This is a genomic window from Pectobacterium aquaticum, from assembly GCF_003382565.3.
Lineage (GTDB): Bacteria > Pseudomonadota > Gammaproteobacteria > Enterobacterales > Enterobacteriaceae > Pectobacterium > Pectobacterium aquaticum.
Window position 1 is genome coordinate 2,747,435 of the sequence record NZ_CP086253.1, and the last position, 25,554, is coordinate 2,772,988.

General features: G+C 49.6%; 28 protein-coding genes. 27 read left to right on the plus strand and 1 reads right to left on the minus strand.

Annotated features, from left to right (window positions below; translation table 11 throughout):
* Window positions 1-90: 90 nt before the first annotated feature.
* Complete coding sequence (locus DMB82_RS12850; RefSeq protein ID WP_116164688.1) at window positions 91-1,008, minus strand: zinc-binding dehydrogenase; 918 nt, start codon at window positions 1,006-1,008, stop codon at window positions 91-93.
* 270 nt (window positions 1,009-1,278) lie between these two features.
* Here DMB82_RS12850 and DMB82_RS12855 point away from each other — a divergent pair, with 270 nt between their 5' ends.
* The 27 genes from DMB82_RS12855 (at window position 1,279) to DMB82_RS12985 (ending at window position 25,443) form a co-directional block, all read left to right on the plus strand.
* Window positions 1,279-2,463: an MFS transporter gene (locus DMB82_RS12855; RefSeq protein ID WP_116164686.1), complete on the plus strand. Its 1,185-nt coding sequence runs from the start codon at window positions 1,279-1,281 to the stop codon at window positions 2,461-2,463.
* Window positions 2,464-2,484: 21 nt separating this feature from the next.
* On the plus strand, window positions 2,485-3,594 hold the full coding sequence (locus tag DMB82_RS12860) for a GNAT family N-acetyltransferase (protein WP_116164684.1): 1,110 nt from the start codon (window positions 2,485-2,487) through the stop codon (window positions 3,592-3,594).
* A gap of 4 nt (window positions 3,595-3,598) precedes the next feature.
* A complete protein-coding gene (locus DMB82_RS12865) occupies window positions 3,599-5,041 on the plus strand; it encodes an FAD-binding oxidoreductase (RefSeq protein ID WP_116164682.1) in 1,443 nt (480 codons plus the stop codon).
* 60 nt (window positions 5,042-5,101) lie between these two features.
* Window positions 5,102-6,274, plus strand: coding sequence for an acyl-CoA dehydrogenase family protein (locus tag DMB82_RS12870; protein WP_116164680.1), 1,173 nt, complete (start codon window positions 5,102-5,104; stop codon window positions 6,272-6,274).
* Between the two features lie 12 nt (window positions 6,275-6,286).
* Window positions 6,287-7,045: an SDR family NAD(P)-dependent oxidoreductase gene (locus tag DMB82_RS12875; protein WP_116164678.1), complete on the plus strand. Its 759-nt coding sequence runs from the start codon at window positions 6,287-6,289 to the stop codon at window positions 7,043-7,045.
* Between the two features lie 24 nt (window positions 7,046-7,069).
* Entirely contained in the window at window positions 7,070-7,567 is a 498-nt protein-coding gene (locus tag DMB82_RS12880) for a cupin domain-containing protein (protein WP_116164676.1), read from the plus strand.
* 164 nt (window positions 7,568-7,731) lie between these two features.
* Window positions 7,732-8,436 (plus strand): hypothetical protein, encoded by a 705-nt coding sequence (locus DMB82_RS12885; protein WP_338044910.1) that lies wholly within the window; start codon window positions 7,732-7,734, stop codon window positions 8,434-8,436.
* A gap of 301 nt (window positions 8,437-8,737) precedes the next feature.
* The gene (locus tag DMB82_RS12890) at window positions 8,738-8,932 is read left to right on the plus strand and encodes an AlpA family transcriptional regulator (RefSeq protein WP_047611253.1); all 195 of its coding nucleotides are present in this window, start codon (window positions 8,738-8,740) and stop codon (window positions 8,930-8,932) included.
* Between the two features lie 14 nt (window positions 8,933-8,946).
* Window positions 8,947-9,534, plus strand: coding sequence for a DUF2857 domain-containing protein (locus DMB82_RS12895; RefSeq protein ID WP_116164674.1), 588 nt, complete (start codon window positions 8,947-8,949; stop codon window positions 9,532-9,534).
* The gene (locus DMB82_RS12900) at window positions 9,524-9,733 is read left to right on the plus strand and encodes a TraR/DksA family transcriptional regulator (protein ID WP_032693551.1); all 210 of its coding nucleotides are present in this window, start codon (window positions 9,524-9,526) and stop codon (window positions 9,731-9,733) included. The genes DMB82_RS12895 and DMB82_RS12900 overlap by 11 nt, the downstream gene beginning before the upstream one ends.
* Before the next feature lie 396 nt (window positions 9,734-10,129).
* The gene (locus DMB82_RS12905) at window positions 10,130-10,351 is read left to right on the plus strand and encodes a hypothetical protein (protein WP_116164672.1); all 222 of its coding nucleotides are present in this window, start codon (window positions 10,130-10,132) and stop codon (window positions 10,349-10,351) included.
* A 77-nt stretch (window positions 10,352-10,428) separates the two neighbouring features.
* Window positions 10,429-11,076 (plus strand): lytic transglycosylase domain-containing protein, encoded by a 648-nt coding sequence (locus tag DMB82_RS12910; protein ID WP_116164670.1) that lies wholly within the window; start codon window positions 10,429-10,431, stop codon window positions 11,074-11,076.
* Window positions 11,073-11,354, plus strand: a complete 282-nt coding sequence (locus DMB82_RS12915; RefSeq protein WP_395038432.1) for a TrbC/VirB2 family protein — start codon at window positions 11,073-11,075, stop codon at window positions 11,352-11,354. The genes DMB82_RS12910 and DMB82_RS12915 overlap by 4 nt, the downstream gene beginning before the upstream one ends.
* A gap of 11 nt (window positions 11,355-11,365) precedes the next feature.
* The gene (locus tag DMB82_RS12920; protein ID WP_116164668.1) at window positions 11,366-14,113 is read left to right on the plus strand and encodes a VirB4 family type IV secretion/conjugal transfer ATPase; all 2,748 of its coding nucleotides are present in this window, start codon (window positions 11,366-11,368) and stop codon (window positions 14,111-14,113) included.
* Window positions 14,114-14,136: 23 nt separating this feature from the next.
* On the plus strand, window positions 14,137-14,856 hold the full coding sequence (locus tag DMB82_RS12925; RefSeq protein WP_116164666.1) for a TrbJ/VirB5 family protein: 720 nt from the start codon (window positions 14,137-14,139) through the stop codon (window positions 14,854-14,856).
* A gap of 10 nt (window positions 14,857-14,866) precedes the next feature.
* Window positions 14,867-15,142 (plus strand): EexN family lipoprotein, encoded by a 276-nt coding sequence (locus DMB82_RS12930; protein WP_116164664.1) that lies wholly within the window; start codon window positions 14,867-14,869, stop codon window positions 15,140-15,142.
* Window positions 15,143-15,215: 73 nt separating this feature from the next.
* On the plus strand, window positions 15,216-16,247 hold the full coding sequence (locus tag DMB82_RS12935; RefSeq protein WP_116164662.1) for a TrbL/VirB6 family protein: 1,032 nt from the start codon (window positions 15,216-15,218) through the stop codon (window positions 16,245-16,247).
* 89 nt (window positions 16,248-16,336) lie between these two features.
* Entirely contained in the window at window positions 16,337-16,477 is a 141-nt protein-coding gene (locus tag DMB82_RS12940) for a hypothetical protein (protein WP_167469183.1), read from the plus strand.
* Window positions 16,470-17,153: a VirB8 family type IV secretion system protein gene (locus DMB82_RS12945; RefSeq protein ID WP_064367705.1), complete on the plus strand. Its 684-nt coding sequence runs from the start codon at window positions 16,470-16,472 to the stop codon at window positions 17,151-17,153. Before DMB82_RS12940 ends, DMB82_RS12945 begins: the two co-directional genes overlap by 8 nt.
* The gene (gene virB9 / locus DMB82_RS12950) at window positions 17,153-18,040 is read left to right on the plus strand and encodes a P-type conjugative transfer protein VirB9 (RefSeq protein ID WP_116164660.1); all 888 of its coding nucleotides are present in this window, start codon (window positions 17,153-17,155) and stop codon (window positions 18,038-18,040) included. Before DMB82_RS12945 ends, virB9 begins: the two co-directional genes overlap by 1 nt.
* Window positions 18,037-19,341, plus strand: coding sequence for a VirB10/TraB/TrbI family type IV secretion system protein (gene virB10, locus DMB82_RS12955; protein ID WP_116164658.1), 1,305 nt, complete (start codon window positions 18,037-18,039; stop codon window positions 19,339-19,341). Before virB9 ends, virB10 begins: the two co-directional genes overlap by 4 nt.
* Window positions 19,331-20,359, plus strand: coding sequence for a P-type DNA transfer ATPase VirB11 (gene virB11 / locus DMB82_RS12960; RefSeq protein ID WP_116164656.1), 1,029 nt, complete (start codon window positions 19,331-19,333; stop codon window positions 20,357-20,359). Before virB10 ends, virB11 begins: the two co-directional genes overlap by 11 nt.
* Window positions 20,360-20,408: 49 nt before the next feature.
* On the plus strand, window positions 20,409-20,711 hold the full coding sequence (locus DMB82_RS12965; RefSeq protein WP_116164654.1) for a TrbM/KikA/MpfK family conjugal transfer protein: 303 nt from the start codon (window positions 20,409-20,411) through the stop codon (window positions 20,709-20,711).
* A gap of 18 nt (window positions 20,712-20,729) precedes the next feature.
* Window positions 20,730-21,035, plus strand: a complete 306-nt coding sequence (locus DMB82_RS12970) for a hypothetical protein (RefSeq protein ID WP_116164652.1) — start codon at window positions 20,730-20,732, stop codon at window positions 21,033-21,035.
* 817 nt (window positions 21,036-21,852) lie between these two features.
* On the plus strand, window positions 21,853-23,589 hold the full coding sequence (locus DMB82_RS12975) for a type IV secretory system conjugative DNA transfer family protein (RefSeq protein ID WP_116164650.1): 1,737 nt from the start codon (window positions 21,853-21,855) through the stop codon (window positions 23,587-23,589).
* A gap of 8 nt (window positions 23,590-23,597) precedes the next feature.
* Complete coding sequence (gene mobC, locus DMB82_RS12980; RefSeq protein WP_116164648.1) at window positions 23,598-24,401, plus strand: MobC family replication-relaxation protein; 804 nt, start codon at window positions 23,598-23,600, stop codon at window positions 24,399-24,401.
* Window positions 24,394-25,443 carry a DNA-methyltransferase gene (locus DMB82_RS12985; protein ID WP_116164646.1) on the plus strand — a complete coding sequence of 350 codons (1,050 nt, stop codon included), beginning with the start codon at window positions 24,394-24,396 and terminating at the stop codon, window positions 25,441-25,443. The genes mobC and DMB82_RS12985 overlap by 8 nt, the downstream gene beginning before the upstream one ends.
* The last annotated feature ends 111 nt before the right edge of the window (window positions 25,444-25,554 follow it).

The window sequence follows — 25,554 nt, forward strand, 5'->3', positions numbered from 1 at the left end:
TGTGATTAGTTAAAAGATAACGCTATGTCGCCACAATTATTGCAATATCCTTGCGTGGCGACATCATAGAGGACTATGTACGAGTTGAGCTTAGTCCTGAGGTACGTTGAGCGTGACTTTGCCTGGAGCGAGAAGATGCAGGAAATCCTGTTTAATGACTTTGTCCCAACTACCAATATTATCCGCGTATACTTTAATAATCTTCTCGTCAACGAGAGTGAGCAAGGTGTTTAAATCTTCTCCGGCCGGGGAATAATCCTTATAAGAAATCAGATCGATTCCTCGTGATACCAAAATTGTGGTGTCTATGCTCGCCACCTGCCCCGAGGCAACGCCCAGAATGAGAACTGTGCCATTAGGGACAACATTGTCTAATAGATGAGCCAGTAAATCGCCACCGACGGTATCGACCAGTGCATCAAAGGTTCCCTCAAAAGGAAATTCTTTAGCCAATAGTACCTCGTTGGGTTTAACGTCGCTGGCTTGCAGCCAATCGAATCCACGCTGACTGTGCGCCACCGCCGTAACTTTAATACCGGCATGCATTGCCAACTGAACCAACAAATGCCCGACTCCGCCCGTTGCGCCGGTAACGGCCAGAGACTGGCCCGGCTGCAAATGAAGGGTCCGCAGAGAACGCAGCGCCGTTAATCCTGCCACCGGCAACGCTGCTGCAACCGCTGCTGATACACTCTCTGGCACGATAGCGACATTGGCACGATCGACAACGCGATATTGGCTCCAGGCACCCGAAAAACTCCATGTTAATACTCGCTCCCCAATTTTTGGTCCCTGACCGTCGGTGCTGGTCTCGATCACAATACCAAATGCATCCCATCCGGCAGGCTTATCCGATTCCCAGGGAAAGTCTAATTCTCCCCGATTAAGTGAAATATTGGAAACTCTGATTAAAATATCACTTTCCGTCCTTCTGACCGGCCGCTGTACATCGGTGAATCTAAAACCACCGGTATCTGATTTCACAATTGCTTGCACGTATTCACTCATTGTTATTTTCCTTTTCAATATTTACACATTCATAAATATCCATTAAATAACATTTAAATAAATAACATTATCTATTTTTAAGATAAGCCAATGACGATTCAATAACCAAGATTCGATATCTCAACCTCCTAACCTAACACGACAACTCGATAAACCCTCCTATTATATTGGTGAAAAATGTCATAACAATTATGATTCATATTCTGTTTACAAAAGCTAATAATCGAGGGTATTAGTTTCATTACTGTTAATCACATCGAGTGAATTTTTATGAACAAACCACTTCCAGCGGCAATATATGTTTTAGGTTTTACTCTATTTGCCATGACAACATCTGAATACATGGTCGCAGGATTAATCACATCCATGTCATCTGATTTAGGTGTTTCCATTCCTAAAGTTGGATATTTAATTACTATTTATTCATTAGGTATGGTTTTCGGTGGTCCCTTGCTTGCTACATTTTTAGTTAAACTTAGCAATAAAGCAGCATTATTGACTATTACTGGCATATTTCTTGTAGCCCAAGTCGTCGCAACCGTTTCTGCAACTTATGATCTTTTAGCAGTAGCGAGGTTTGCGACCGGATTATCTTCGGCAGCCTTCTTCGGTTTTGCTCTGTTGACAGCGGCAAAAATGGTTCCACCGGAACGCTTTGGCGTTGCAGCCTCCATCGTATTGGGCGGGATGATGATAGCGACGGTGGCGGGACTGCCACTATCAGCAATACTTGATCAGTATTATGGCTGGAGAGTTTCCTTCGCATTAATTATTGTCCTTACAGCTTTAGCTGGAATAGGTATTATACTGATTGTTCCTAAATTCAAGGCGGAGGCTAAGGGTAGTATTAAGGCTGAATTCGGTTCAATTATAAACAGATCAATCTGGGGGGCATTTATTACGAGTTTCTTTATTATTGCTGCAACATTCGCGACATTCAGTTACTTCGTTCCCTATTTTGAAAACACTGTCGGTTTCAATACTTCATACATCCCGGCTATTCTTTTCGCTTACGGTGCATTCACGGTAATTGGTAACTTCCTTGTAGGTCGACTAGCAGATAAATCGCCGATTAAAGTTGTTTTCACCGGTAGCGTCGTGCTAGTACTTGCACTGTTTGGGCTTTATACCTTCTACGACAATAAAATATTAGTGCTGATATCTGTAATGATTTTAGGACTTACTGGTATTACTCTCACTCCTGCCATGTCCTCACGCGTGTTTAAAGCAGCACCAAATACCTCATTGATTAACACCATGCATACTTCTGTCATTTGTCTTGGTGTAGTGATTGGTTCTTGGGCCGGTGGCTATGCAATCGATCAAGGCTATGGTTACCGTGCACCGGCGCTCATCGGCATTTTTTTAGCCGGATTGGCGATTGTCACCCTACTCCCTGTTTTGAGGAATAACCGTTACGATGAGCCTGCGGTTAATCCTCAGGCAAATATCTGACTATATCTATAGGAATAGACCATGAACAGTGAAATTAATTCATTAGGCTATGAAAATAACATTCAAACCATTCCGGAGTCACATTTATTTTCCGAAAATAATTATAAACAAGGAATCCCAATTATTTACCACAGCGAGAGTGATAAAATTATTGACCAACGCTGCGAGACAAGGTTATTAGATGAGACACCCAACAAGAAGTCAATCACACATAAAATTCATGTAATACGAAAATGCAAGCCAGAACACATCGGGGATATTCTCCTGCGCTCATCAGAAAATGATGAGAACAGTATTATTTTGGATATTAACATTCATACATCCTTAGAAGAAAAAATAAAAACCGGACTATTCCGAACACTTTCGATGCTTTTATTTAAAAAATATAAAGCACTGAGAATTGAGACGCGAACTCTGATTGACAATCATAAAGTTATTAATAGTCTTGTATTGAGCGGGTACAGTTTTGAAGGCATTTCACAAAAACTCAATTCAAAATCAGAATTACAGGAATTCGCAGTTTTTTCCTTATTGAGGGATCACAGTAATACGGCAAAAAGTCTATTATTTCCTGCAGTGGATAGCAATATTTATCGCGATGAGAAAATTGCACTGCGTTTGGCTGAACCAAAAGACACATTTTGTATGTGGCTAGAGCAATCAAATCCTGAATCATCTAAGTGGGGTTTATTCGAAACAGCATCGCTTGATGAAATCAAACAAAAAATTAGTCGTTGTGGGCTTAATTCAGCCTTAGGCCCTAATATTTTGCTCACTATTATAGAATGCTCAACTGGTAATGCTGTAGGAAAAATTGTTATCCGTAATGTTGTACCACCTCATGTAGGTGATGTTGGTTACGGGATATTGCCAGAATATCGTGGTTTGGGCTACGCCGTAAGAGCACTGAATCTTTTGAAAAAATGGGCCTTTAATGAAGCTGGTTATGTACGTTTAGAACTTGGTGTCAAAGAAGGAAATATCGCGTCAGAAAGAGTCGCGCAAAAGGGAGGGTTTGAATTTGAGGGGATGCGTCCGGGACGATTGAAAAATCACGATGGTTCATACAGTAATGAAATGCACTATTTCTTTCTGAACCCGAATATTAGCTATCGCAAAATAGAGGATTGATTAAATGAACAAAAAGTTCATCTCCTTTCTCGAACAGCATTTAGATCATAAAAACGTCGTCGCCTATGTAAACACACCGAATGATGTTGGCGAATATACTTCCCCATCGGTTTCTGGCCGAGTGGATGTTTCCAGTATTGAACAAGTAATTCGTATTGTTAAGCTTGCAGATCAATTTGACGGGGAAACAGCGCTTTATCCCTACTCAACTGGATACAATTGGGGGTTAGGTTCAACAAAACCTCCGTCAGACAACGCCGTGCAGTTAAAGCTGACCGGATTAAATAAAATCCGCGAGATTAATATCGCAGAGGGTTATGCTGTCATTGAGCCAGGTGTGACGCAGGGAACATTATCGCAAAAATTACTGAACACCCATCGCTTTATTAATGTGACAGCCTCATCTGCAGAAACGAGTTTTTTAGGTAATGCTCTCGATCGGGGCGTCGGGTTGAGGCACCAGCGTACAGAAGATCTTCTCGGCCTGGAAATTGTTCTCGCCAACGGGACACTGCACCGTGTGGGCTGGTGGCCGGAACAGGGAAAACATAGCGCATTATACTCCCACGGGATTGGCCCTTCACTGGTACAATTATTCACCCAATCGAATCTCGGAATTATAACCGGTGGCGTTGTACGGCTACTTAATCGACCAGAAAAATCTCGCGTCGCCTATATTTCCTTTTCTCCCGAAAACTTAGAGTATGCTATCAATACCTTCCAGCGTTGGTCAGCACAAGGGTTAATTCATGGTGTACTTAAGGTTTATGATGAAACCTCAACACTGACGTATGGTGCGAATAAGGGCGAGTTTCTCGTTCACCTGCCCCTTTCGGGAGCCGCCTCAGTAGTGTCGGCACTTTCCACCGCGCTGGAAACCGAGTTTGTAAAAGCTGGCGAGAAATTCATCTCTTTGATCTGGAGCGACAGCCCTACGAATCCTTATCAAGATGATATCGTCGCCAATCTAGTTACCGCTGCCTATCAAGGGGATACTAAATATCATGATATACTTCTGGAGAAGACGCTCGGTACTACACCGGCTGAAATAGATGCCGAAGGCAAAGGCTGGATATTTTTCTTGCCTCTGCTTCCTTTTACCGGTCAGGCTATTAAAGAGGCTTATCTACATTTTGACGATATCTTCGAGTCTACTGGCGTGCGCTGCGGTGCCACAATTAATACGCTGAGTGATCAGATTATTGATCTCGTCGTATCCATTCGTTTTGAACGCGTGGAAGAGGAAATAAAAAAAGCTCATCAGGCTCTGAAACTTCTTCATGAAAAATTCAGTGCTTCAGGTTTTTATCCTTATCGTTTGGACGTCGAACATCCTCTCGCCAATAGTCGTAATGCCAGAACGCTTCGTGAAGGCGAAATCATCAGATGTCTGCAAAAAACTTTAGATCCAAAGGGAATTTTCGCATCCGGGCGATATAGTTATTAATTCCACCTAATATGTACTTTTAATATTTAATTATATAGATTCATTTATTGAGGTGTATCAATGATAACTCATGACATTAATACATTTAGCAATATATTAGTTAATCTAAGAGATTTACGCGATGAATTACGTAACTCCTCTCGTGAAATAGAAGAGCATCGCAGGATACCACTCAATATTATTGAAAGACTACGTGGCATTGGAATATTTGGAATGTGTTTCCCGCAATCATGGGGCGGTGCCGGACTGACGTCGATTGAGCAAATCCTTGTGCTGGAAGAACTCGCCCAGGGCGATACGGCTACCGCCTGGTGCGCCATGATCGGTTGTGACTCAGGTATTTATTCAGGTTTCTTGGAAGAAAAAAGCGCCAAAGAGATCTTTCCACACGCCAATCTGGCCGTGGCGGGTTGGATACACCCGCAGGGAAAAGCCGAGATAGTTGATGGCGGCTACATCGTCACTGGCAAATGGCGTTTTGCCAGCGGATCGCCTCATGGCGATGTCATCTCGGCAGGTTGCTTCCTCTACCGTAACGGCAATCTTGTACTGGATGACAACGGCAAGCCCCTTTGGCGAGTCATGCTGGCGCGTCCTGCCGACTACCTTTTTTCCGATACCTGGTTCACCACCGGCCTGCGGGGAAGCGGCAGTCAGGACTACTCCACGCAAGGATTGTTCATTCCCGAACAGCACGCGTTCAATTTCTCGGCACCAAAACGTCAAGGGCCACTGCACAAAACGCCGGATGCAATTTTACGCAAAATGTCCGGTATCCCGCTGGGGCTTGCGAGAGCCTGTCTGGACTATATCTACGATGTCGCCGACGACCGCACAGACAGAATCAATGATGTGAAATGGCGAAACTCAAAGCGCGTACAGGCGGCGGTGGCTAACGCAGAGAATCAGTTATTTATCACCAGAAACGCGGTGCTCACCAGCGTAAGTACATTATGGCAGGCGCTCGAAGCCGATGCCGCTCATGACGATATTACTCATTGGCGCGTGCAGTCAGCTCTGAGTCGAAGAAATGCCTTTCAAACCGCGCGAACCATCGTTTCAAGCATGTATGACCTACAGGGCGGCAGTTCTATCTACACCCATGAAACACCTTTTGACCGCGCATTACGTGATATCAACACCATTTGCCAGCACGCTGTCGCGCAGGAAAAAGTCCTGCAGGTGTGCGGCGATATTCTCCTTGGTGGCAAAGTCGAAGATTACTTTATATAAGGAAGAGAACCGATGAGTGATATTTTTTCGCAAAAGAAAATTCTTGTAACCGGCGCAGGCAGTGGACTTGGCAGAGAAATAGCCTTGGCATTTTCACGACTTGGCGGAAACGTTATTCTTGCAGGTCGAAATACGCAGAAACTCGAAGAAACGGCGCAAGCGATCTCCGAGACTCCAGGAAAATCATGGGTTATTCCTTTCGACGTAAATAATAATCAATCAATAGATAACCTGTTTGATGAAATAAAACATAAAGTCGGCGCTCTTGATATTGCCGTTAATAACGCCGGAGTATTTTCTTTTGGTTTTGTCGATGAAACCTCCAGTGAAGACTTTAATCACGTATTCACTACTAATGTCATTGGTTTGTTTGAAAGTCTGAAGCGCGAACTTCAGTCGATGAAAGAACACCGTGCCGGGACTATCGTTAATATTTCATCAAATATGTCTATCGGGTTGAATATTCCGGGCACGACTGCCTACACCGCTTCAAAGGCTGCCGTCGATGCATTGACCCGCGTCTCGGCAAAAGAGGCTATCACGCACGGTGTGCGGGTTTTCTCAATAAACCCTGGCCCATTGGCCACCGAAATGACCCAACTTCCCGGCGAATCGGCGGCAGACCGTGATAAAAGATGGCGCGATTTGATCCCCATTGGGCGTATTGGCGATGTTAAAGAGATCGCTGAAGCCATTATTTGGTCCTGCTCAGGCCAGTCTGACTACTTAGTGGGTTCACGAATAGTTATCGATGGTGGCCACTCTCTTTAAATTATCATTCCTGAGGTATAGATCATGCAGCCATTTATTATCCGAGACAATGAAGGCGTTCCACTCTGGTTAAATAACGACACCTATACCATAAAGCTGGACAAAGAAAACACCGGGGGGAATATTTCTATTATACAGGGATTTGTGGGGCCGGGAGGGGGTCCAATTTGGCACCTTCATGAAGACGCTGATGAAATTTTTTATGTACTAGATGGACAATTAACAGTAAGAGCCGGAGAAAATATTTTCCATGCCAATCCAGGCGATTTTGTTTATGTTCCCAAGGGGATTTATCATCAATTTAGAAATAACAGTATAAAACCTATCAAGATATTACTAATGTTCTCTCCTGCTGGATTCGAAGGGTTCTTTAGGGAAACAGGAATCGTAGCAAAACAGGGCGTTATACCACCACTACATATTCATGATGCCGAAGCAAACAGACGGGCTATTAAGATTGGAGGGAAATACCTTTCTTTTGTTCCTGACTTTGAAAACCCCGATGTTAATCCAAATTTGTAAGAAACCAAAATGCCGCGAAGTCTTTGCGGCATTTTTATATTACAAATAAATCTGAACGGGTGTTACTTAAAAAACCATCTAACCTTCCATCAACCGTCATTCTTTATTCATCTTATGTGAGGACATGATATTTATCAGCACGGATATGTAAAAGGAGATATGTTATGTCAGACAGGCTCGCTTTTTTTAAGAATAAAAATGTAAACTCAGACTGGTTAACTATCAAAGAAGCAGTTAAAGCATCAAAGAAAAACGGCATCAGGAAAATACAAGAAAGTGATATCTATCGATATGCTCTGCAGGGCAAAATACTCCTTTCGATATACTTTCAGTCTCCCATTACCTTGAGGAAAATAAAATCCTATAACCATAAATTAAAACTAAAACCTAAAGATAATAACTTACCGGACGACAAAATTACGTTGGATGAAATCGATTTTTTTAGCGAGAGTAACTTAACTTTCAGCACCGAAGGTAAATATTTTCACACTGCTCATGGCGTCATTGATACAAGTCTTTTTGGATATGAATATTTTCTCATACAATGCCTACTTGCTCACCATCTAAAAATACCATCACCTGTACTAAGAGGGCACAATAACTATGGAATTACTGTTTCCTTATCTGGGGAAATCTTTCTAGTTCACAATAGAATTTCATTACGCGATGGAATGTCATTAAGCGGCATAGATTTAAGCTTTAATGATACCTATTTTCCTATTTATAACTTACCGAAGGATGCATGTTTTGTTATCAGGCAAACTGAGTTAAATAAACTATTCAACTGGCTGGCTGGAAAAAAAATCACCCTCGGATTCTTCCACACGCATATCATCCCCTCTATCAAGACTATTTTGGCTTGCCTGTAGAAATAATGAAACTATCAGCCCGTTGATAGGAAAGCCTTACAAGTTGCTATCCATTTTTGAACAATGGGCATCTGAGGAAGGCATTACTGATCGATTCAGTGGCGATACGCTGAAGGCTGCGCTTGAGCGCGGCTCGCCCCCTTCCCTGCCAACACAAAAGTAAGATGATGCCCTTCGCTATGAAAACCCGTATTAAGGATTGTATTTTCCGTAATACGGGCTCATCAGCTTTCTCCACACCACTATTTTGTGTTGTCTTGTGTTCTCCCGGCTAGCGCTATATCTGCCACAGGAGAATACCGTGACATCTCATCAGTTATTACGTCTGAAACAGGTTGAAGAAAAAACGGGTCTGAAACGTTCTCAAATCTATCTGTATATGAAAGACGGTACCTTCCCCCGCTCAATCAAGATTGGCCCGGCCAGTGTCGCCTGGCTCGAATCGGAAATTGACGAATGGATCAATATTAAATTAGTCCGCCGCTCAATAAGCTGAAGGGAGAAAACCCCATGATTATCCCGTCACTGAATTACGCCGTATTAACCGATGCCCTGCATGCATTGAAGGATGGCAATATTCGTTACTGTGAATCGCTAGGATTCACTTTCGACGAAATGAATGCCCTCAACCAGTTGTCGCTAGACGAGCTGTTTATCCTCAGTCGGGAGTCTGCGCAGTTTTTGGCTGTGGCGGTTCATCACGACGCATTACGCCTGCTTCTGGCAAAATCCCGTGAGGAGGTTCTGCAGCAGCAACGTATCAATCATGCCATCCGGCTCGGGGGGTCAATTGCGCTACTCAACAAGTATTTTGGCCTCACCTCCAACGAAGTTTGCCTTCGCCGCCGGTTACTGGGCGTCCGTGTGCCTTATGGCCGGACACCAGAGCCGGACGAAGATACGGATGCGGCCATCTGGCGGCAATGGCAACAATGCCGGGTGGCCAACCTGGAATCGACCGATGCGCTGGCCGCCATGATGCAGGTAACGCAAACCCTGCTGCCGAAAGTCGAAGGGTTATCACTGACCATCGTCTGGAAGCGTATCGCACTTTGCGAACGGGAGGCGTCAGACCGGAGGGCCACACATGCCGGATGAGATCGACCGCGATCAGGAATTTAATGAGCAACGACTGGAGGAGATGATTGAACAGAGTCGTTTTAAGCCTGGGTCTACGCCATCATTATTCCATTGTCGTGTATGCGGTAAGCCCATTCCTGAAAAGCGACGGCAGGCGCTGCCGGGCATAACTACCTGCACGGAATGTCAGGAAAAACTTGAACGTCGAAGACGTTAATAATGGTCACAGAGACATGCAGGAATATTTTCCCTGCATGTCTCTATCATTAACTATAAATATACAGTCGTCTTTATTAACTATTTCACTTCCTTTTATTTACCTCAAAGCTTATCCCATTCCACCACTAATCTATCTCTCTCATTTTAACTTTGAATTTATCGTTTATATACCGCCCCGGATATCTGATCCTGAAAACCTCATTACATAACATTTACCCGTATTGACGTTAATTCGCTTGGATCGGGCATTGCTCTTTAAAAATAAGGTTCGGGCTGTCACGAAACCACAATTCAGGGTGCCGCTGAATGTTCTCGCTGACCCGTTAAAACCGGAATGCAGAATTGGGATGTGACATTTATTTAACTCATCGTTGTTTTTATTAGAGGAGGCCACATGCGAAAACCCATTTATCACGTATTTGTCTCCCAGGGAAGTCAGCCCGACCCATTGGGTGAAAAAAACACCTGGTGGACGAAAGTCGGCGTGGCTTTTGCCCATCACGGTAAACCCGGCCTGAACGTGGTACTGACACCCGGCATTGCCGTTTCCGGAAAGCTGGTGCTCCTTGAGCCCAGGGATGACGGCGAGGCGACACAGGATACTCAGGCCATTTAACCGCCCTTATCCCTTTTCCCGGCCCTGCGCCGTCTGATGGCGGTACGCGTTGCCCGGTTTACCGTTCCGAGGCCACCATGCTTTCCCCCACCGTATTTCTGGCGGCGGCCATGCAGTGCGCCGCCAGCGTTCACCCGTCTACGGCACTTGATGTGGCACGGGTCGAATCCGGTTTGAATCCGTATGCCATTGCTGAAATCCTGCCCGGTGGCAAAGGCGTGATTTCACATTTTCCCGCCAGCAGGAATGAGGCCATCAGCCTCGCCGGACGGCTGAAGGCTCAGGGCCGACGCTATTCGGTCGGGCTGATGCAAATCACCAGCACCAATTTCCGTCATTACGGCCTGACCGCCCGTGACCTTCTTGCCCCCTGTACCAACCTGTCCGTCTTTGAGCACATCCTCACCGACTGCTACCGCCGCGGCGGTTCCCTCAAGCGTGCGCTCAGTTGCTACTACTCAGGAAATTTCACGACCGGCCAACAGCCGGAATCTGCGTTTAACCAGACCAGCTACATCAAGCGCATCGGGTACGCCGTACCGTCAACGCGGCAAGACCGGCAGCGACCTCCAGCCGAAAAGGCCCTGCCGGAAATCCATTACCCCGCCGCCGTCATGCGTGGCGAGGTTACCGATAACGCCACGCCAGTTCTGACATCCCTGCGCTACCCCAACGCCGTGATACGCGGCGCGTTACCCATCCCCGGCCCCCAGGAGGAACAATGATGAAACGAATACAGTATGACTGGCCCGTCCTCTCTTCCTTGTTAATGACAACCCCGGTGCTGGCAGCAGACAGCGGGTTTAATAAAGCCAATGAGACGCTGAGCAACACCTCTACCGGCCTGCTCGGACTGGCCGCCGTCACCATCACGCTGGCCACCATGTGGGTGGGATACAAAGTCTTGTTTGACGGCAAGAGCCTCCATGACATGCGCAACGTCATCATTGGCGCCATCCTTATCGTCGGTGCGTCAGGTTTCGGTGCCTACTGGGCGTCATAAGGGAGGCAACGATGGCTACGCTGAACAAAGCGCTGACGCGACCTGCCGCCATAGCCGGCATTCCCCTCGTGCCGTTCGTGATGGTCAGCGGGGCCATCGTCCTGCTGGCGGTCTATGTCAACTATTACCTGATATTACTGGTTATTCCCGCCTGGCTGGAGATGAAGGCAAAGGCCAGAACCGATATTCACTATTTCGGGCTGCTCTGGCTGGCCTTTAAAACCCGTGGCCGGTTTGGCACCAATAAACATTTTGGTGCCAATGCCCTGCTGGCAAACCGCTATGACGCCATCGACGTTTCGGAGTTTATTGAAAAGATGAAGTTAAACGAGCGCGTTACGCTGGATAAGCATATTCCCTACTCCTCCCATATCCATCCCCAGGTAATAAGAAACCGCCAGGGTGATTTGGTTGCCAGTTGGGAGCTGGAGGGCACCGTTTTTGAATGCGAGGACGAACATCACCTGACGTTAATGGCGACGCATCTCAATAACGTGATTCGTGCATATGAAGGCCTGCCGGTTACTTTCTATCTTCACCGTATCCGGGAAAAATACCACGATGCCTTTGATGCAAATTCAGGTATTCCCTTTTCTGATGAAGTGACCCGGGTGTATTCCCAGCCGATCAACGAAAAGCCGTTCTGGCGGCACCGGCTGTTTTTCACCGTCTGCTATGCGCCCTTCTCTCCGCTGGAGAAAAAAGCCATGAAGGCGCAGCCGTCAGGTAAACGCAAAGCGGTGCTGGATGATGCCCTGAAAGTAATGCTGGAACACCGGGATGCGCTGGCTTCGGCGCTGTCCCGCTATACGGCGACGCCACTGGGGATGTATGAAGGCAACGGGCGGGTGTATTCCGCCCAGCTGTCCTTTTATCACCGCCTGCTCACCGGCAAGTGGCAAAAGGTGGCGGTCACGCCTGCGCCGTTTTATGAAACATTAAGCACGCCGGATGTCTTTTTTACCACCGACACCGCCGAGTGCCAGACCGTCGGCAGTTCCCGTTTTTTCCGCAGTCTGGAAATCAAAGATTACTCGCCTGAAACCGCGACCGGCCTGCTGGACGCGCTGCTGTATGCCGAAAGCGAGTATGTGCTGACGCAGTCCTTCACCTGCATGGCCCGCGATGAGGCGCAGAAGCATATTCGTTTGGCGGAAAAGCGCCTGACTTCGGCGGATGACGACGCCATTTCGCAGCGCGAAGAGCTGATTGTGTTGCGTGACCTGCTCCAGTCCGGGCATGTCTCCTGCGGAAAATACCACTTTTCCCTGCTGGTATCTTCAGACAGCGCCGACCAGGTGGTCAAAGACACCAACGCGCTGGCGCAGCCCTTCGCCGACCTCGGCATCATGACGACGCTGTCCACGCTGTCGCTGCCCGCCGCGTACCTGGCGCAACTGCCGGGGGTGTATACGTTGCGCCCCCGTCTGGTGGCCGTCAGCAGCCAGAACTTTGCCGACCTGGCGAGCCTGCACAATTTTCATCCTCATAAACGAAACGGCAATCCCTGGGGCGATGCCATCGCGATACTCAAATCCCCTGGCGGTGGCGGGTATTACCTGAACCTGCACGACAGCCAGAGCGGGCGGGATGACTTCAACGAAAAAACGCCGGGTAATACGGCGATTATCGGTAAAACCGGCTCAGGGAAAACGATGCTGATGACCATGATGCAGCAACTAATGCAGAAGTACCGCAATCCGGCGACGTTCTCTGAATCAGCCCCCCGTAAGCAGCTAACCACCGTGTATTTCGACAAGGACCGGGCGGCGGAGATGGCGATACGCCAGATGGGCGGACGCTACTTCCGTATCCGTACCGGCACGCCCACCGGGTTTAACCCGTTTAAGCTTGCGCCGACCCGGCGGAATATCAGCTTTATCAAACGACTGGTGCGCATGCTGTGCGGCCGCAACGGCAAGCCGCTCGATCCGCGCGATGAGGAGCGGATCAGTGCCGCCGTAGATACCATTATGCTCGACTACCCGCCGGAATACCGCAAGTTCGGTATCACCCGGCTGCTGGAAGTCCTGCCGGAGCCGCCAACCCCCGACGCCCGCATCAACGGGCTACGTATTCGCCTTAAACAGTGGGCGCAGGGCGGCGAGTTCGGCTGGGTATTCGACAATGATGAGGACACCTTCAATATCAGCGACGTCGAAAATTTTGGTATCGACGGTACGGAATTTCTCGATGATGACAACATTCGCGGCCCCATCACGTTTTATCTGCTTTACCGCGTCACCAGCCTGCTGGACGGTCGCCGGCTGGTGATGTTCATGGACGAGTTCTGGAAATGGCTGGCCGATGTCGAATTCTCCCGCTTCTCGCTCAATATGCTGAAAGTGATCCGCAAACTGAACGGCATCTTCGTCCCCGCCACGCAGTCGCCTGACGAAATCGTCAAGCACCCGATTGCCCCGGCGATTATCGAGCAGTGCAGCACGCAGATTTTTCTCGCCAACCCGAAGGCCAGCCGGGGTGATTACGTGGAAAAGATGAAAGTGCCGGAAAGCGTGTACGACATCGTCAGAAACCTCGATCCGGGTGAGCGCTCTATGGTGGTCCTGAAAACGCCGTTACGCACAGGTGAAACCCGGCCTTTTGTGGCGATGGCGAAAATGGATTTATCGGGCCTCGGGAAACTCACCAAAATGCTGAGCGGGAGCGAAGACAACCTGAGACTGTTCGACACCCTGTATCAGGAGGGAATGCCGCCTGATGACTGGAAAGCCTCCTTCCTTGAACAAGCCCTGTAATATTCATGACGGAGGTAATGAAAATGCGGTTCAGAAAACTCATACTGGCATTCTCGCTGTTGATGTCCACCCAGGCGATGAGCGCCGGAATACCGGTATTCGACGCCGTACAGAATACCGAATCCATTAATCAGTGGATCCAGAAACTCCAGCAGTGGCAGGAAACCGTCACCCACTATAGAAGTGAACTTGATGCCTACAAGCAGCAATTAGCCACAGCAACGGGCGTGCGGGACGTTCAGGCATTTCTCCGCGAGGCCAAAAGTCTGAAAACCGATATTGATAATCTTCGTCAAAACGGTATTTCACTGGATGACCTGCTGAGCAACCAAAGCGGGTCATATTCGTCTGAACTGAATAGCCTGTATAACAAATATAAAACGTTCGATACCTGTAACCCGTCCAGCGCTTCACAGCGCTATCTGGACAGCTGCAAACAGAGGATCCTGAATCAGGCTGTAGCAATAGAAAATACGTCCGAGGTTGAAAACAAGATCACGGGCACGCTCGACGATATATCAGATTTATCAGACCGTATTGCTAATGCGCAGGATTCGAAAGAGTCACAGGACCTGGCTAACGCCATCGCGGCCAAAAGCGTACAATTGAATGCGCTCACCAGCCAGTGGGAAATGTCAGTCAAACAGGCTGAACAGCGAGCAACGCTGCTGGAACAGCAAAAACAGAAAGCTTTTGAGCAACAGCAATTAACTGCGCCCGTTGCCGATCTGAACTCTCTATAGGGAGGTTAACATGTTAAAAACCGTATTAACCTTATGTGTCATGTCAAGCATTCTCGTCTTATCCAGTTGTAAAGAGACGAAATCAGAAGCCTGGTATAAAGAACATCCCGATGAAACCTATAAGGTCTATACGCAATGCCTCACGGATGGTGAGGCAAGCGACAACTGCGAGTTTGCGCACCGGGCAGCACTCATGTTTGCCCAGACAGGCAAACCCGGCATTCGGGAAAAATTCGAGACGCTGTTTCAGCAGGAAGCCCAAAAAAGAAAATCCGTCACTCAGTAAGATCCCCGCCAACAAAAACAGGGATCCCTCCCTGTTTTTATCCCCTGTCTGTTCCTGACTAATGAGAGGCACCATGTCCGGTGGTATTTTTGTTGGTATGGACAAAAACATCATGGATGGACTCAATGCCGTGCTAGAAGGTCAGTCTTCTACCTACGGCACCCTAATCAGTGTGATTATCGTCAGTTCCTTCACCCTGTTTATTACGTATCGTGGGTATCAGACGCTTGGCGGCAAACTCCAGACACCGGTTGAAGATGTTGTCTGGGATGTGGGGCGCATGTTGCTGATCACCACCTTTGCTTTAAACCGCGATGGCTGGCTGGATGCCATCATTACGGCCATTGAAGGGCTTAAGGACGGCATCAGTGGCGATGATAATGTCTGGGCACTGCTCGACACGGTGTGGGAAAAGGCACAAGCGCTGGGGCAAATGCTGTTTAATCTCGATACCTCCACCTACGTTAAAGTAAATGGCGGTTTTGCCGAGGTGCTGGTCTGGGGCGGAGCAATCGTTCTGCTACTGGCTGCAACCTTTGTCAACCTGCTCGCCGAAATCACCATTCTGTTAATGACCACCACCGCCCCACTCTTTATTTTCTGTCTGCTGTACGGTTTTCTTAAACCCATGTTTGATAACTGGCTGAAAACACTATTTAACGCAATCTTAACGATCATGTTCTCTGCCCTGTCTGTCCGGATCGCCATCAACTACCTGAATAAAATACTGGATGCCGCCACAGCAACGTCTGCTGAAAGCAATATGGTGACCCTGGCGGCGCAATGTTTACTGGCCGGGATTGCCGCAGGCGTCGTGGTGTATTTTTCAGCGAAAATAGCCACTGCGCTGAGCGGTGCCGCCGTACAGGCCGTGTTACAGAGTGCCGCCATGAGCGGACTGAGCGGGCTGGCCAGCAAATCTGCCGACGTCGCCAGACCCGGCATAAAGGCAGGGGGCCGACTGACCGCCAAAGGTGGCATGGCAGCAGCCGCGACAACCGGCAGGTTCATTGCCGCAGGTGCGGACAAAGCCGTGAACGCCTGGCAGAAACGTGCCACCGCCATCGAAAGCATGAAACGCCAGAATCAGCAGCGTCACCGTTAATCCTCCCGATCGCTAATTTCTTTTCTCCGTCACGCCGTGGCCTCTGCCAGCGGTGCGGCCTTCCTGCATTTATCCGATAAGAGGCTTCCATGAAATTCAGCATCTTGCTTATGGTGCTGTGCGCGCTTACGGGCTGCGCGCAGCATCAGGGCGAACTCCCGCTGGTGTCCGGCGATCCCCAGCCGGTTAATTCCCCCGCCATCATTCAGGAGCTCACTCACCATGTCTGATATTCAGCGCATCATTAATGTCTCGCGCTCTTTTGAATCCATCCTGCTGGAAAAGGAAGAGCGTTCCCGCAAAACCGCCTGGCGGGTGGCCGCTGCCGGGCTGATTCTGGCTGCACTGGCAATTACGGCCATGATTATTCTGCTGCCGCTGAAAACCACTGACATTGAATTGTGGTCGGTGGATAAACAGACCGGTCGTTATGAGTATATGACCCGCATTAAAGAGCGGGATATTGCGTCTGAAAAGGCGCTGGCCCATTCACTGGCGGCACACTATGTCAGACTCCGCGAAGGGTATAATTATTTCTCCCTCCAGCGTGATTACGACGACGTACAGTTATTTAACAGCGACAGCGTGAACCGGGATTATCTGGACGGGTTTAACGGCGACCAGGCTCCGGACGTTATTTTTAATAAAGCCGAATATGTCGTCTATATCGACATTATTTCTAATGTGCATGCACCTGCCACCGGGCCGGATAGCCTGGCAACACTGCGCATTAAGCGCACCCTCCGCCGTATTTCAGATAATTCAGTGAAAACGGACTTCTGGAATATCCGCCTCACTTACCGTTATGTCCCGCATCAGCAACTGACGGACAGTCAGCGTGAAGTGAACCCGCTGGGCTTTATCGTCACCAGCTACCAGCGCGATAAAGAATTGAGGAGCGAATGATGCTGAAAAACATCCTGCTCCTGACGGGCTTACTGGCATCATACGCGGCATGGAGTGCCGCCACCCCGCGCGGCAGCGGCTATGACAGCCGGATGCAGAACGTATCGTATAACAGCCAGAACGCCACCGTGGTGAATACCCGCCCTGGCTACGTCACCACGCTGCTGTTTGACGACGATGAAGCTGTGATTGATGCGCAAGCGGGCTTTCCTAAAGGCTGGACGGTAACGAAAAGTGATAACCGGGTAGGTGTCAGCCCGAACCCCATCACCCAGCCAGTGACGGACGCCAGCGGCAACAACATCAGCCGGGTGTTCCTGCCCACGGCAAAGGACTGGAAGACCAACCTCTTCGTGGTGACCTCAAAGCGTGATTACAGCCTGGAGCTGAACGTGCTGGACCACGATTCCCCCGCGCAGGCGTTCGTTATCCGTTACCACTATCCGGCCGAGGTTCGCCAGCAATCCGCCGCCGCCAGCGCCGCACGTCAGACGCAGCAGCGTGAAAGACAGGAGAAGCAGCAGATAGCGGCGGCATTCGGACAGGCCAGCACGCCACGCAACTGGCGCTACACCAAACGGGTCGCCGCCGGTTCGGCCTCCATCGCACCGGATTTTGCCTGGGACGATGGCCGCTTCACCTGGCTCGGATTCTCGCATCTCAGAACCCTGCCTTCCGTTTTCCGGGTGGTTAACGGACGGGAGCAGGCGCTCACGCCCCGGACGGGTAAGCAGGGTAATTACACCGTGATGGTGGTTCCTGCAGCGCCACAACTGGTGTTGCGTTACGGCACCTCGGTGGTGGGGATCGAAAACGACGGATTCGGGCGCATCCCGATAACCCGCAGCGACACTGTTTCACCATCCGTTACGCTGGAGGCGAAATGACCAATAAACCTGTCCCGGATGAACCGGAAAAAACCACCGCAGAGCGGGAAGCGGAGGCCCGCGAACGCGCCCGTGCGGCAATGGCGTATCAGGAGCCGGAGCAGAAAACACCGCCCGGCCAGCCGGAAGTGACCCGTTTTCGTAAGGCATCCGGTCGCCGCACGCTGATCGTCAGCCTGTTGAGTCTGGCGCTGGTGATCGCCCTGGCATCCGGCGGCGATCGTCTTTTCAGTGCATTGAAAGGGGGTAATGAGAAAGAAGCCGACACCGCGCCGCCGACCTCCGCCGGGAAGACGCTGCAGGAGCGTCAAAATCTGGGCATGGACAGTAACCCGTTTGGCCTGTTCGGGCCGCACACACAGGACGAAACAGACCCTGCCCGCCAGGCTGTCACTCCCGCACCCACCCTGCCACCAGCCCCACCCGCCCTGAACAAGGCAGCCGCACTGGCTGACGGGCTGAACAACGCCCGAACAATGCCGGGTGATAATGCACGCACGTCCCCGGGTGAAACGCGTAACAACGCAGAAACGTCCAACAGTCCGTCATCATCCACGACATACACATCCTGCCCGTCAGTACTGACCAGGGGAAAGGATGGCAACCTGCGCTGCCCGGAGACTGCCGCGCCGGAAACGGGTAACAACGACAATCCGGGCGTCGCCCGTGTCACAGGCGTCAGACGGCTGGGTCTCGATCCTGATCTCTATATCCCGGTGGACCGCTATATCCCGTGTTCGATGATGCGGCGCTTAGTGTCCGATGTCGGGGGGCATATTTCCTGCCTGGTCAGTGAAGATGTTTACAGCGCCAGCAACCATGTGACGCTGATCCCGGCGGGGACGGTCGCCCGTGGCATCTACCGCACCGGGGCGCTGCAACACGGACGCAGCCGGATGTTTGTGCTGTGGACGGAGCTGCGTACGCCTGAGCCCGGCAGCCTGCAAATCCCGCTAACTGATACGCAGGCCAGCGGCCCGCTCGGCGAGGCGGGGATCTCAGGTTGGATCGACAACCATTTCTGGGAGCGCTTCGGCAATGCCCTGATGCTCAGTACCGTGCAGGACGTGGCTGCGGCGGCGTCGGATGCTGCCCCGGGGAAAGACCGCAATACCGACTACACCGAAAACACCCGCGCCGCCACGGCGGAAATGGCGAAAACGACGCTGGACAACAGCATCAATATCCCGCCCACCCTGTACCTGAATCAGGGTGATGTCATCGGGATCATGACAGGCACCGACATTGATTTCTCATCCGTCTGGCAGCTACGACTGAAAAAGAGGTGGTATGAACGCTGAAAACCTGTCGCTGGATTTTATGAAAAACCAGCTGTTTGGTGATTTTATTGCGCAGGACGGCCTGACGGATATTACCGTTAACCGGCCGGGTGAACTGCATACCAAAATCCGGGGGAAATGGCGAAGACATGAAGCCCCGATTACGCTGCGCCAGTGTTACGCCTTTGCCAGAGCGCTGGCGTCGTGGCAGGACGATAATATCGACGATACCTCGCCGATCCTTTCCGCCACGCTTGAGACAGGCGAGCGCATTCAGGCCATCATTCCCCCGGCCTGTGAGCGTAATACCGTGTCTATTACGCTGCGCAAACCCTCATTGGGGCAGAAAACACATCAGTCATGGATTGATGCGGGATTTTATAACCGGGTAAGCGGTAAGGAGCGAACGGAAGGCAAAGATGTTGAACTGGCCCGCTATTTTCAAGGTGAGGAAATTTCCCGCTTTATGGAAAAAGCGGTGGAATACGGCAAGACGATTTTTATCGTCGGTGAAACCGGATCCGGCAAAACCACCTATATGAAAACGCTGCTGCACTCTATTCCCCGGCATCTCAGGCTGACCACCATCGAGGATAATCCCGAAATCCGGTTTTATCACCACACCAACTATGTCCATCTCTTTTATCCGGCGGACGCCGGGGATAATGCCATTGTCACGCCCGGCAGACTGATACGTGCCAATTATCGTATGAACCCTGACCGGATATTACTGGCTGAAATTCGCGGTCGGGAAGCCTGGGATGCACTGAAAATCGTCGGTTCCGGGCATGAGGGATTAATGACTTCCCTGCATGCGGGCAGCCCGGAGGAATGTATTGAAGGGCTCATTGACCGCTGCTATGAAAACCCTGACTGCCGGAACATGCCTTTCGACGTGCTGTTACGCAAGGTGCTTAAGAGCATTGATGTGATAGTCAGCATTGATATTCACGGTGACATACGCCGGATGAGTGATGTTTATTTTAAACCCCTTCATCTCAATGGCATGAGAGGTGTATTCAGAAAAGGACTCCAATAAATAACATATCCAAATACGCTACCCTCGTTTAAATATGAAGGTGACCGAATTGAAAAAATCAATATCCTCCGCATTATTGCTCTGCATTATGGCGTCATATTCAACCTCCGTCATGGCCGCTGACGCCTGTGAAGTGGTGATATGCATGTACGGTAAAGCCACCGGGAACGGCGGCGGCAATGAATGCCATTCGGCCGAACGTGCATTCTTTAATATCGTCAAAAAGAACAAGCACGGTTTTCTGCCAGACCATACTGCCGATGCCAGAAAATCATTTTTACTTGAGTGTGACTCGGCAGCCCCGGCAATTATCAACCAGATAATCAGTAAATTTGGCCGCGTGCGTAGTTAATTAGCGGAGGTTATCTTTATGACCAAACCGGGTTTTATTCAGCATCCATGGACACATCAGCGTGGGGATTCCATGCGCGCAGCCTGTGTTATTGAGCACATTGAAAATGAGGCGATGCACGGATGCGGCCTTTATTATGAAATTTATCACTACCGGGTTGTCTGCCGGTTATTGCAGTTGCTGCAAACGCTGAACGCCACCGACAGAATAACGCTGACAGAGGAAGCCAACCGGCGAGGGTTTACGCTGGATGAAACCAGCATTAAAGAAAGTCGTCAGTGTTATTCTGACATCATCAGGGAAATCCGCGAGAGCCACTATTAATCCCTGTATTAATTTTATTCGCAGGTTCCCTATAGCGCCAAAATATTTCAGCCGAATCAGGCTTAAGGCGTGGTGGTTTTCCGGTTTTTACGGCCCAGCACATTTTTCACGAATTAAGGAGTGAAGAAATGCAGGCCGTAAAAATGAGGCAGCGGACAGAACTATTTTCGCGGGTTAAGGAGCGAAAATAGTTCAGGCGCCGCGCCTCACCGGCAAACAGCCGCGCCCACGCGGATTTTGCCGGCCGGGGGGAGCCGAATAAATTTCGCCGCCCCAGCGAGCGAAAAGCTGTCGCCCACGACAGCGGTTTATTTGGGGGGCATCGCCCCGCACACCGTCGCGGCTAAGTCTCCGGCCAAAAGCCGGTAGCGTGGCGCGACCACCCTCTTTAAAGGTCAGCTTCCCTTTTATTCCCGCGGCGAGGCACGAGCAAAGGGAAGAAAAAGGCGAAAGCGACCGTCTTAAAGGGGGTGGTCGCGCGTAGCGGGCGACGGTGTGCCGCCTTTGACGTTGGGGGTTTTGGCGCGGCGTCCAGCCACGACATTACCCCCATGTGACATGCAGTGAGGGCGTCCAGCCCGAGCGTAATGTCACACGCCGTTACCCGTCATTCGGGCGTTTCAGGGGACTGACGACCACGCGTCGGCTGTTTTCTGAAAGCGCGGATCATGGGCATGAGCGTCGGAGACGTTCAGTGCTTTTCATCCTTTTATGAGCGTCATCAATAGGCGTCGCGTATGGGCGTGGGGTTTAACGTCCATCGGTGACGCCCATGTGATGCGTCCGTCACACCGAAATCAGACCGGAGATCACTGCAATGGGAACTCATCTGATGCAAAGGCTGAATGCCTTTTCGGATGCCTTTTCTTTTTTTCTGCTCTGGCTGCAACTCAACCCGGTAATATTGTCCATATTTGCCGGGCTGACGTTGCCATTTATTTTTCATCTGCCACGTGAAGAAAGAAAAAATGCCCCCTTCTGGTTAAAATCGGTGGCGGGTGTATCCACCTTCTTTTTCATATTCGGCACCCTGTCACCTCTGACCATTCAGGGGCTGAGTTTTTTCTTCAAAGTGCTCGACAATAACATTCTGCTCAGATTATCACTCTGGATACTGACTATCGGATTTACGCTTTCCGGTCTGGCTTTTCATATTACTGCCAGAAGGCTGCTAGCCGGAGAAATCGACAGTCTGAAACACCGGATCATTAAAAAAAGTAAACTGGAAAGAAATGTCAGAACGGATGTTCGCGAAGTCAGAGACATGTTGCCTGACAGCATTGCGTATAATCCGCTGGATTATATTGACCTGAATAAAGGTATTTTTATCGGGCTGGATAAAGACGATCAGCCGCAATATATCACCCCCGAAGAATTTCAAACTCAACACGCAGACCTTATCGGCACCACAGGCTCTGGTAAAGGTGTCAGTGCCTGTGTGCTGCTTTATCAGGCAATACTTTCAGGTGAAGCCGTATTTGTCGAAGATCCTAAAAATGACGAGTGGGCACCACATGTTTTGCGGGAAGCCTGTCAGAAAGCGGGAAAACAATTTGTCCTTATTAACCTGAATGACCTCAATTTTCAGCTTGATTTACTGGCTGATATTTCTCATGAACAACTGGAGGAACTGTTTAATGCCGGTTTCAGCCTGGGTAAAAAAGGCGAAGGTGCTGATTTTTACCGTATCGCCGATCGCCGTGCAGCGAGAAACACGGCAGCTATTTATGAAAAGGGCATGACGTTACGCGACTTATTTAACACTGACTTTATGAAATCCCTCAGTGAAGATGTGCCTGCTTTTTATGGCGAGCTTGAGGAAATCGCTTTAGTGAACTCTATTAATGCCAATAAGGGATTTTCACTAAAGAAAATATTTGATGAAGGCGGATGCTGCTACATCATTGGTTCAATGCGTAACCAGAAAATCATCTCGGCGCAACGCATGATTTTGACCCGACTTATCCAGATAGCCGAAACGCGGGACCGGATAAAAAGGAAGCCCCGGCCCGTCGCTATTTTCTTGGATGAACTTAAATATCACCTTTCCCGCCCTGCGCTTGAGGGGCTTGGCGCAGCGAGGGACAAAGGTGTGCATATCATCATGGCCCATCAGTCGGTTAAAGATTTATATGACTGCCCGGCAGATCTGGAAGGTGACGCCGTTGCCGGTTCAGTGATTGAGAACTGCAAGTTTATGCTGGTTTATCGCCTTCGCGATCCGGATACCGCCGACTGGGTGGCAAGGATGACCGGCTCTATTCTGGTAGACGATGAAATGAGGAAAGTTAAAACGGATATTTCCCTGACGGAGAAAATGGATACTGACAGGATGATCCGTCAGGCTGAACGATATTATATAGACAGCAACATGTTGCTTAACCTCCCCCAATTTGTTGGTTTTGTTTTTACCCAGAATGATCTGGCGAAGGCAACCAAACTATTCCACATACCAGCTAAAAAGCAATATATCGACATTCTTTCATTTGAGAATAAAAAACCTCTGCACATCGAAAAAGAAAATCAGGCTCAAAAACCTTCCATTAATCTGTGAGGCTACCAATGCTTGTTCATAACGTTGCTGAAAGAAATGAAGCTGCAAAACGGAGAATGCGGGCATTGCTGTATTTCCTCAAGGAAGAAACATTCTCTGATTTCCGGACCTTAAAAAGAGTTGTCGGCTATAAAGGAAAACATAACCATGCGATGTATAACCTGCTTAATAAAGCAGTTGCGATGGGCTTCCTGAATAAACATGAATACCCGGTATTGACCGGAAAAAAATCATTGTGGGGGATCACCATGCAGGGACTGGCAATGGTGGTTAGCGTTAATGACAAGGTTTTCCCCGCCTATTTTGAGCCGGGAAAACTCAGACACTCGACGCTGGAACATCGACTGTTAAACCAGCGGGTAAGGATCGCCCTTGAGGAAAAAAGTGGCACAGGCTGGCTCAACGGCGACCGGGGAGAGTTTCTGGCGCGGTACCCAGGTATCCGGCACCGACCGGACGGCATTATTACCTTAAGCAGCGGTGCCATTGTTGCGGTGGAAACAGAACGCTCAATGAAAACCCGCGCCCGTTACATCAGCATCATTAACAGTCATCTTGCCGCCAGCGACGGCGGACGTTGGCACTATGCGATGTATGTTATGCCGGATGATAAAACCAAAGAATCACTGGTCAGGCTGTTTGGCAGCATCAGGACGGTGATGAGAAACAGTGTTCCCGTTTCGTTTGACGCGAAGAACCGCGAGATGTTTCTCTTCCGCACCCTTGATGAACTGGAAAATAGTGTCAGTGATAAACAGGGTGGCCCCTCTTCATCAGTGGGTGACGATGACGGGAGGGAACGCCATGTATGACGTTTTGACTCATGGTGACTGCCTTGACGTACTGCACAGTATGCCGGACAACTCTGTGGACAGCATAGTGACCGACCCGCCCTATGGTATTAAATTCATGGGTAAGACATGGGACTATGATGTCCCCTCACAAGCCATCTGGGAAGCGTCTCTGCGCGTACTTAAACCCGGTGGTCATCTGCTGTCTTTCGCGGGATCCCGTACTCAACACCGGATGGCAGCGCGTATTGAGGATGCGGGGTTTGAAATACGTGACATGATCGTATTTATCTACGAGACCAGCAATGCTGCCCAGGTCCTCATTGAAAGTTTGTCTCCGGACCAGCTCAAATTGCTGGACGCGACATTTGGACGTGACGGAATGCTGGGCTGGGTATACGGTTCGGGCTTCCCTAAATCTCACCACGCGTTGAAACCAGCACTGGAGCCGATTACCCTTGCCCGTAAGCCATGCAAGGGGTCCTTAGCATCCAACGTAGGCGTATATGGTACCGGTGCTCTGAACATCAGCGAATGCAGAATCCCTCTGGCAGAAGGAGAACCACCCTATGATTATCCAAATGGACCGGGTGGCTCTGAGCCCAACCATATGTGGCGAGGCAGAAGTAAAGGTGATGGAAGTATCGCCAGACAAGGAAATCCTGATGGTCGCTGGCCTGCCAATGTTATCCATGATGGCAGTGATGCAGTATTTGCGATGTTCCCGTATACCCCTCAGCAGGTGGAAATTAATAGCGCCAGTCGGTTCTTTTATTGTGCGAAAGCCAGCAAAAAGGACCGCGATGAGGGTAACAATCATATGTGTGTAAAGCCCACAGCACTGATGCGTTACCTCTGCCGTCTGGTTACTCCCACGGGCGGCACTGTACTTGATCCCTTTATGGGGAGTGGAAGCACCGGCAAAGCTGCGGCGATGGAAGGTTTCTGTTTTATCGGTATTGACCGAGAAGAGGATTATGTGAAAATTGCTCGCAGGCGTATTGCGGCAGCCCGGAGTACCACGGCTCGTTCTGGCGATGCAGAAAGGTATATTGATAATTGAAGTCGGGTAACTGCTTCTAAAAATGTTAGCTAAGATATGAGCTAACATTTTTATGGCTCAGGGCCATAACCTAATCTGATAGGCAACTTTGTGCCAGAAGCGGAAGTTGCT

Bases quoted from the DNA above. Each gene is read 5' to 3' on its own strand.
- DMB82_RS12850 (WP_116164688.1), bottom strand. From the start codon at position 1,008: ATGAGTGAATACGTGCAAGCAATTGTGAAATCAGATACCGGTGGTTTT.
- DMB82_RS12855 (WP_116164686.1), top strand. From the start codon at position 1,279: ATGAACAAACCACTTCCAGCGGCAATATATGTTTTAGGTTTTACTCTA.
- DMB82_RS12860 (WP_116164684.1), top strand. From the start codon at position 2,485: ATGAACAGTGAAATTAATTCATTAGGCTATGAAAATAACATTCAAACC.
- DMB82_RS12865 (WP_116164682.1), top strand. From the start codon at position 3,599: ATGAACAAAAAGTTCATCTCCTTTCTCGAACAGCATTTAGATCATAAA.
- DMB82_RS12870 (WP_116164680.1), top strand. From the start codon at position 5,102: ATGATAACTCATGACATTAATACATTTAGCAATATATTAGTTAATCTA.
- DMB82_RS12875 (WP_116164678.1), top strand. From the start codon at position 6,287: ATGAGTGATATTTTTTCGCAAAAGAAAATTCTTGTAACCGGCGCAGGC.
- DMB82_RS12880 (WP_116164676.1), top strand. From the start codon at position 7,070: ATGCAGCCATTTATTATCCGAGACAATGAAGGCGTTCCACTCTGGTTA.
- DMB82_RS12885 (WP_338044910.1), top strand. From the start codon at position 7,732: ATGTCAGACAGGCTCGCTTTTTTTAAGAATAAAAATGTAAACTCAGAC.
- DMB82_RS12895 (WP_116164674.1), top strand. From the start codon at position 8,947: ATGATTATCCCGTCACTGAATTACGCCGTATTAACCGATGCCCTGCAT.
- DMB82_RS12900 (WP_032693551.1), top strand. From the start codon at position 9,524: ATGCCGGATGAGATCGACCGCGATCAGGAATTTAATGAGCAACGACTG.
- DMB82_RS12905 (WP_116164672.1), top strand. From the start codon at position 10,130: ATGCGAAAACCCATTTATCACGTATTTGTCTCCCAGGGAAGTCAGCCC.
- DMB82_RS12910 (WP_116164670.1), top strand. From the start codon at position 10,429: ATGCTTTCCCCCACCGTATTTCTGGCGGCGGCCATGCAGTGCGCCGCC.
- DMB82_RS12915 (WP_395038432.1), top strand. From the start codon at position 11,073: ATGATGAAACGAATACAGTATGACTGGCCCGTCCTCTCTTCCTTGTTA.
- DMB82_RS12920 (WP_116164668.1), top strand. From the start codon at position 11,366: ATGGCTACGCTGAACAAAGCGCTGACGCGACCTGCCGCCATAGCCGGC.
- DMB82_RS12925 (WP_116164666.1), top strand. From the start codon at position 14,137: ATGCGGTTCAGAAAACTCATACTGGCATTCTCGCTGTTGATGTCCACC.
- DMB82_RS12930 (WP_116164664.1), top strand. From the start codon at position 14,867: ATGTTAAAAACCGTATTAACCTTATGTGTCATGTCAAGCATTCTCGTC.
- DMB82_RS12935 (WP_116164662.1), top strand. From the start codon at position 15,216: ATGTCCGGTGGTATTTTTGTTGGTATGGACAAAAACATCATGGATGGA.
- DMB82_RS12940 (WP_167469183.1), top strand. From the start codon at position 16,337: ATGAAATTCAGCATCTTGCTTATGGTGCTGTGCGCGCTTACGGGCTGC.
- DMB82_RS12945 (WP_064367705.1), top strand. From the start codon at position 16,470: ATGTCTGATATTCAGCGCATCATTAATGTCTCGCGCTCTTTTGAATCC.
- virB9 (WP_116164660.1), top strand. From the start codon at position 17,153: ATGCTGAAAAACATCCTGCTCCTGACGGGCTTACTGGCATCATACGCG.
- virB10 (WP_116164658.1), top strand. From the start codon at position 18,037: ATGACCAATAAACCTGTCCCGGATGAACCGGAAAAAACCACCGCAGAG.
- virB11 (WP_116164656.1), top strand. From the start codon at position 19,331: ATGAACGCTGAAAACCTGTCGCTGGATTTTATGAAAAACCAGCTGTTT.
- DMB82_RS12970 (WP_116164652.1), top strand. From the start codon at position 20,730: ATGACCAAACCGGGTTTTATTCAGCATCCATGGACACATCAGCGTGGG.
- DMB82_RS12975 (WP_116164650.1), top strand. From the start codon at position 21,853: ATGGGAACTCATCTGATGCAAAGGCTGAATGCCTTTTCGGATGCCTTT.
- mobC (WP_116164648.1), top strand. From the start codon at position 23,598: ATGCTTGTTCATAACGTTGCTGAAAGAAATGAAGCTGCAAAACGGAGA.
- DMB82_RS12985 (WP_116164646.1), top strand. From the start codon at position 24,394: ATGTATGACGTTTTGACTCATGGTGACTGCCTTGACGTACTGCACAGT.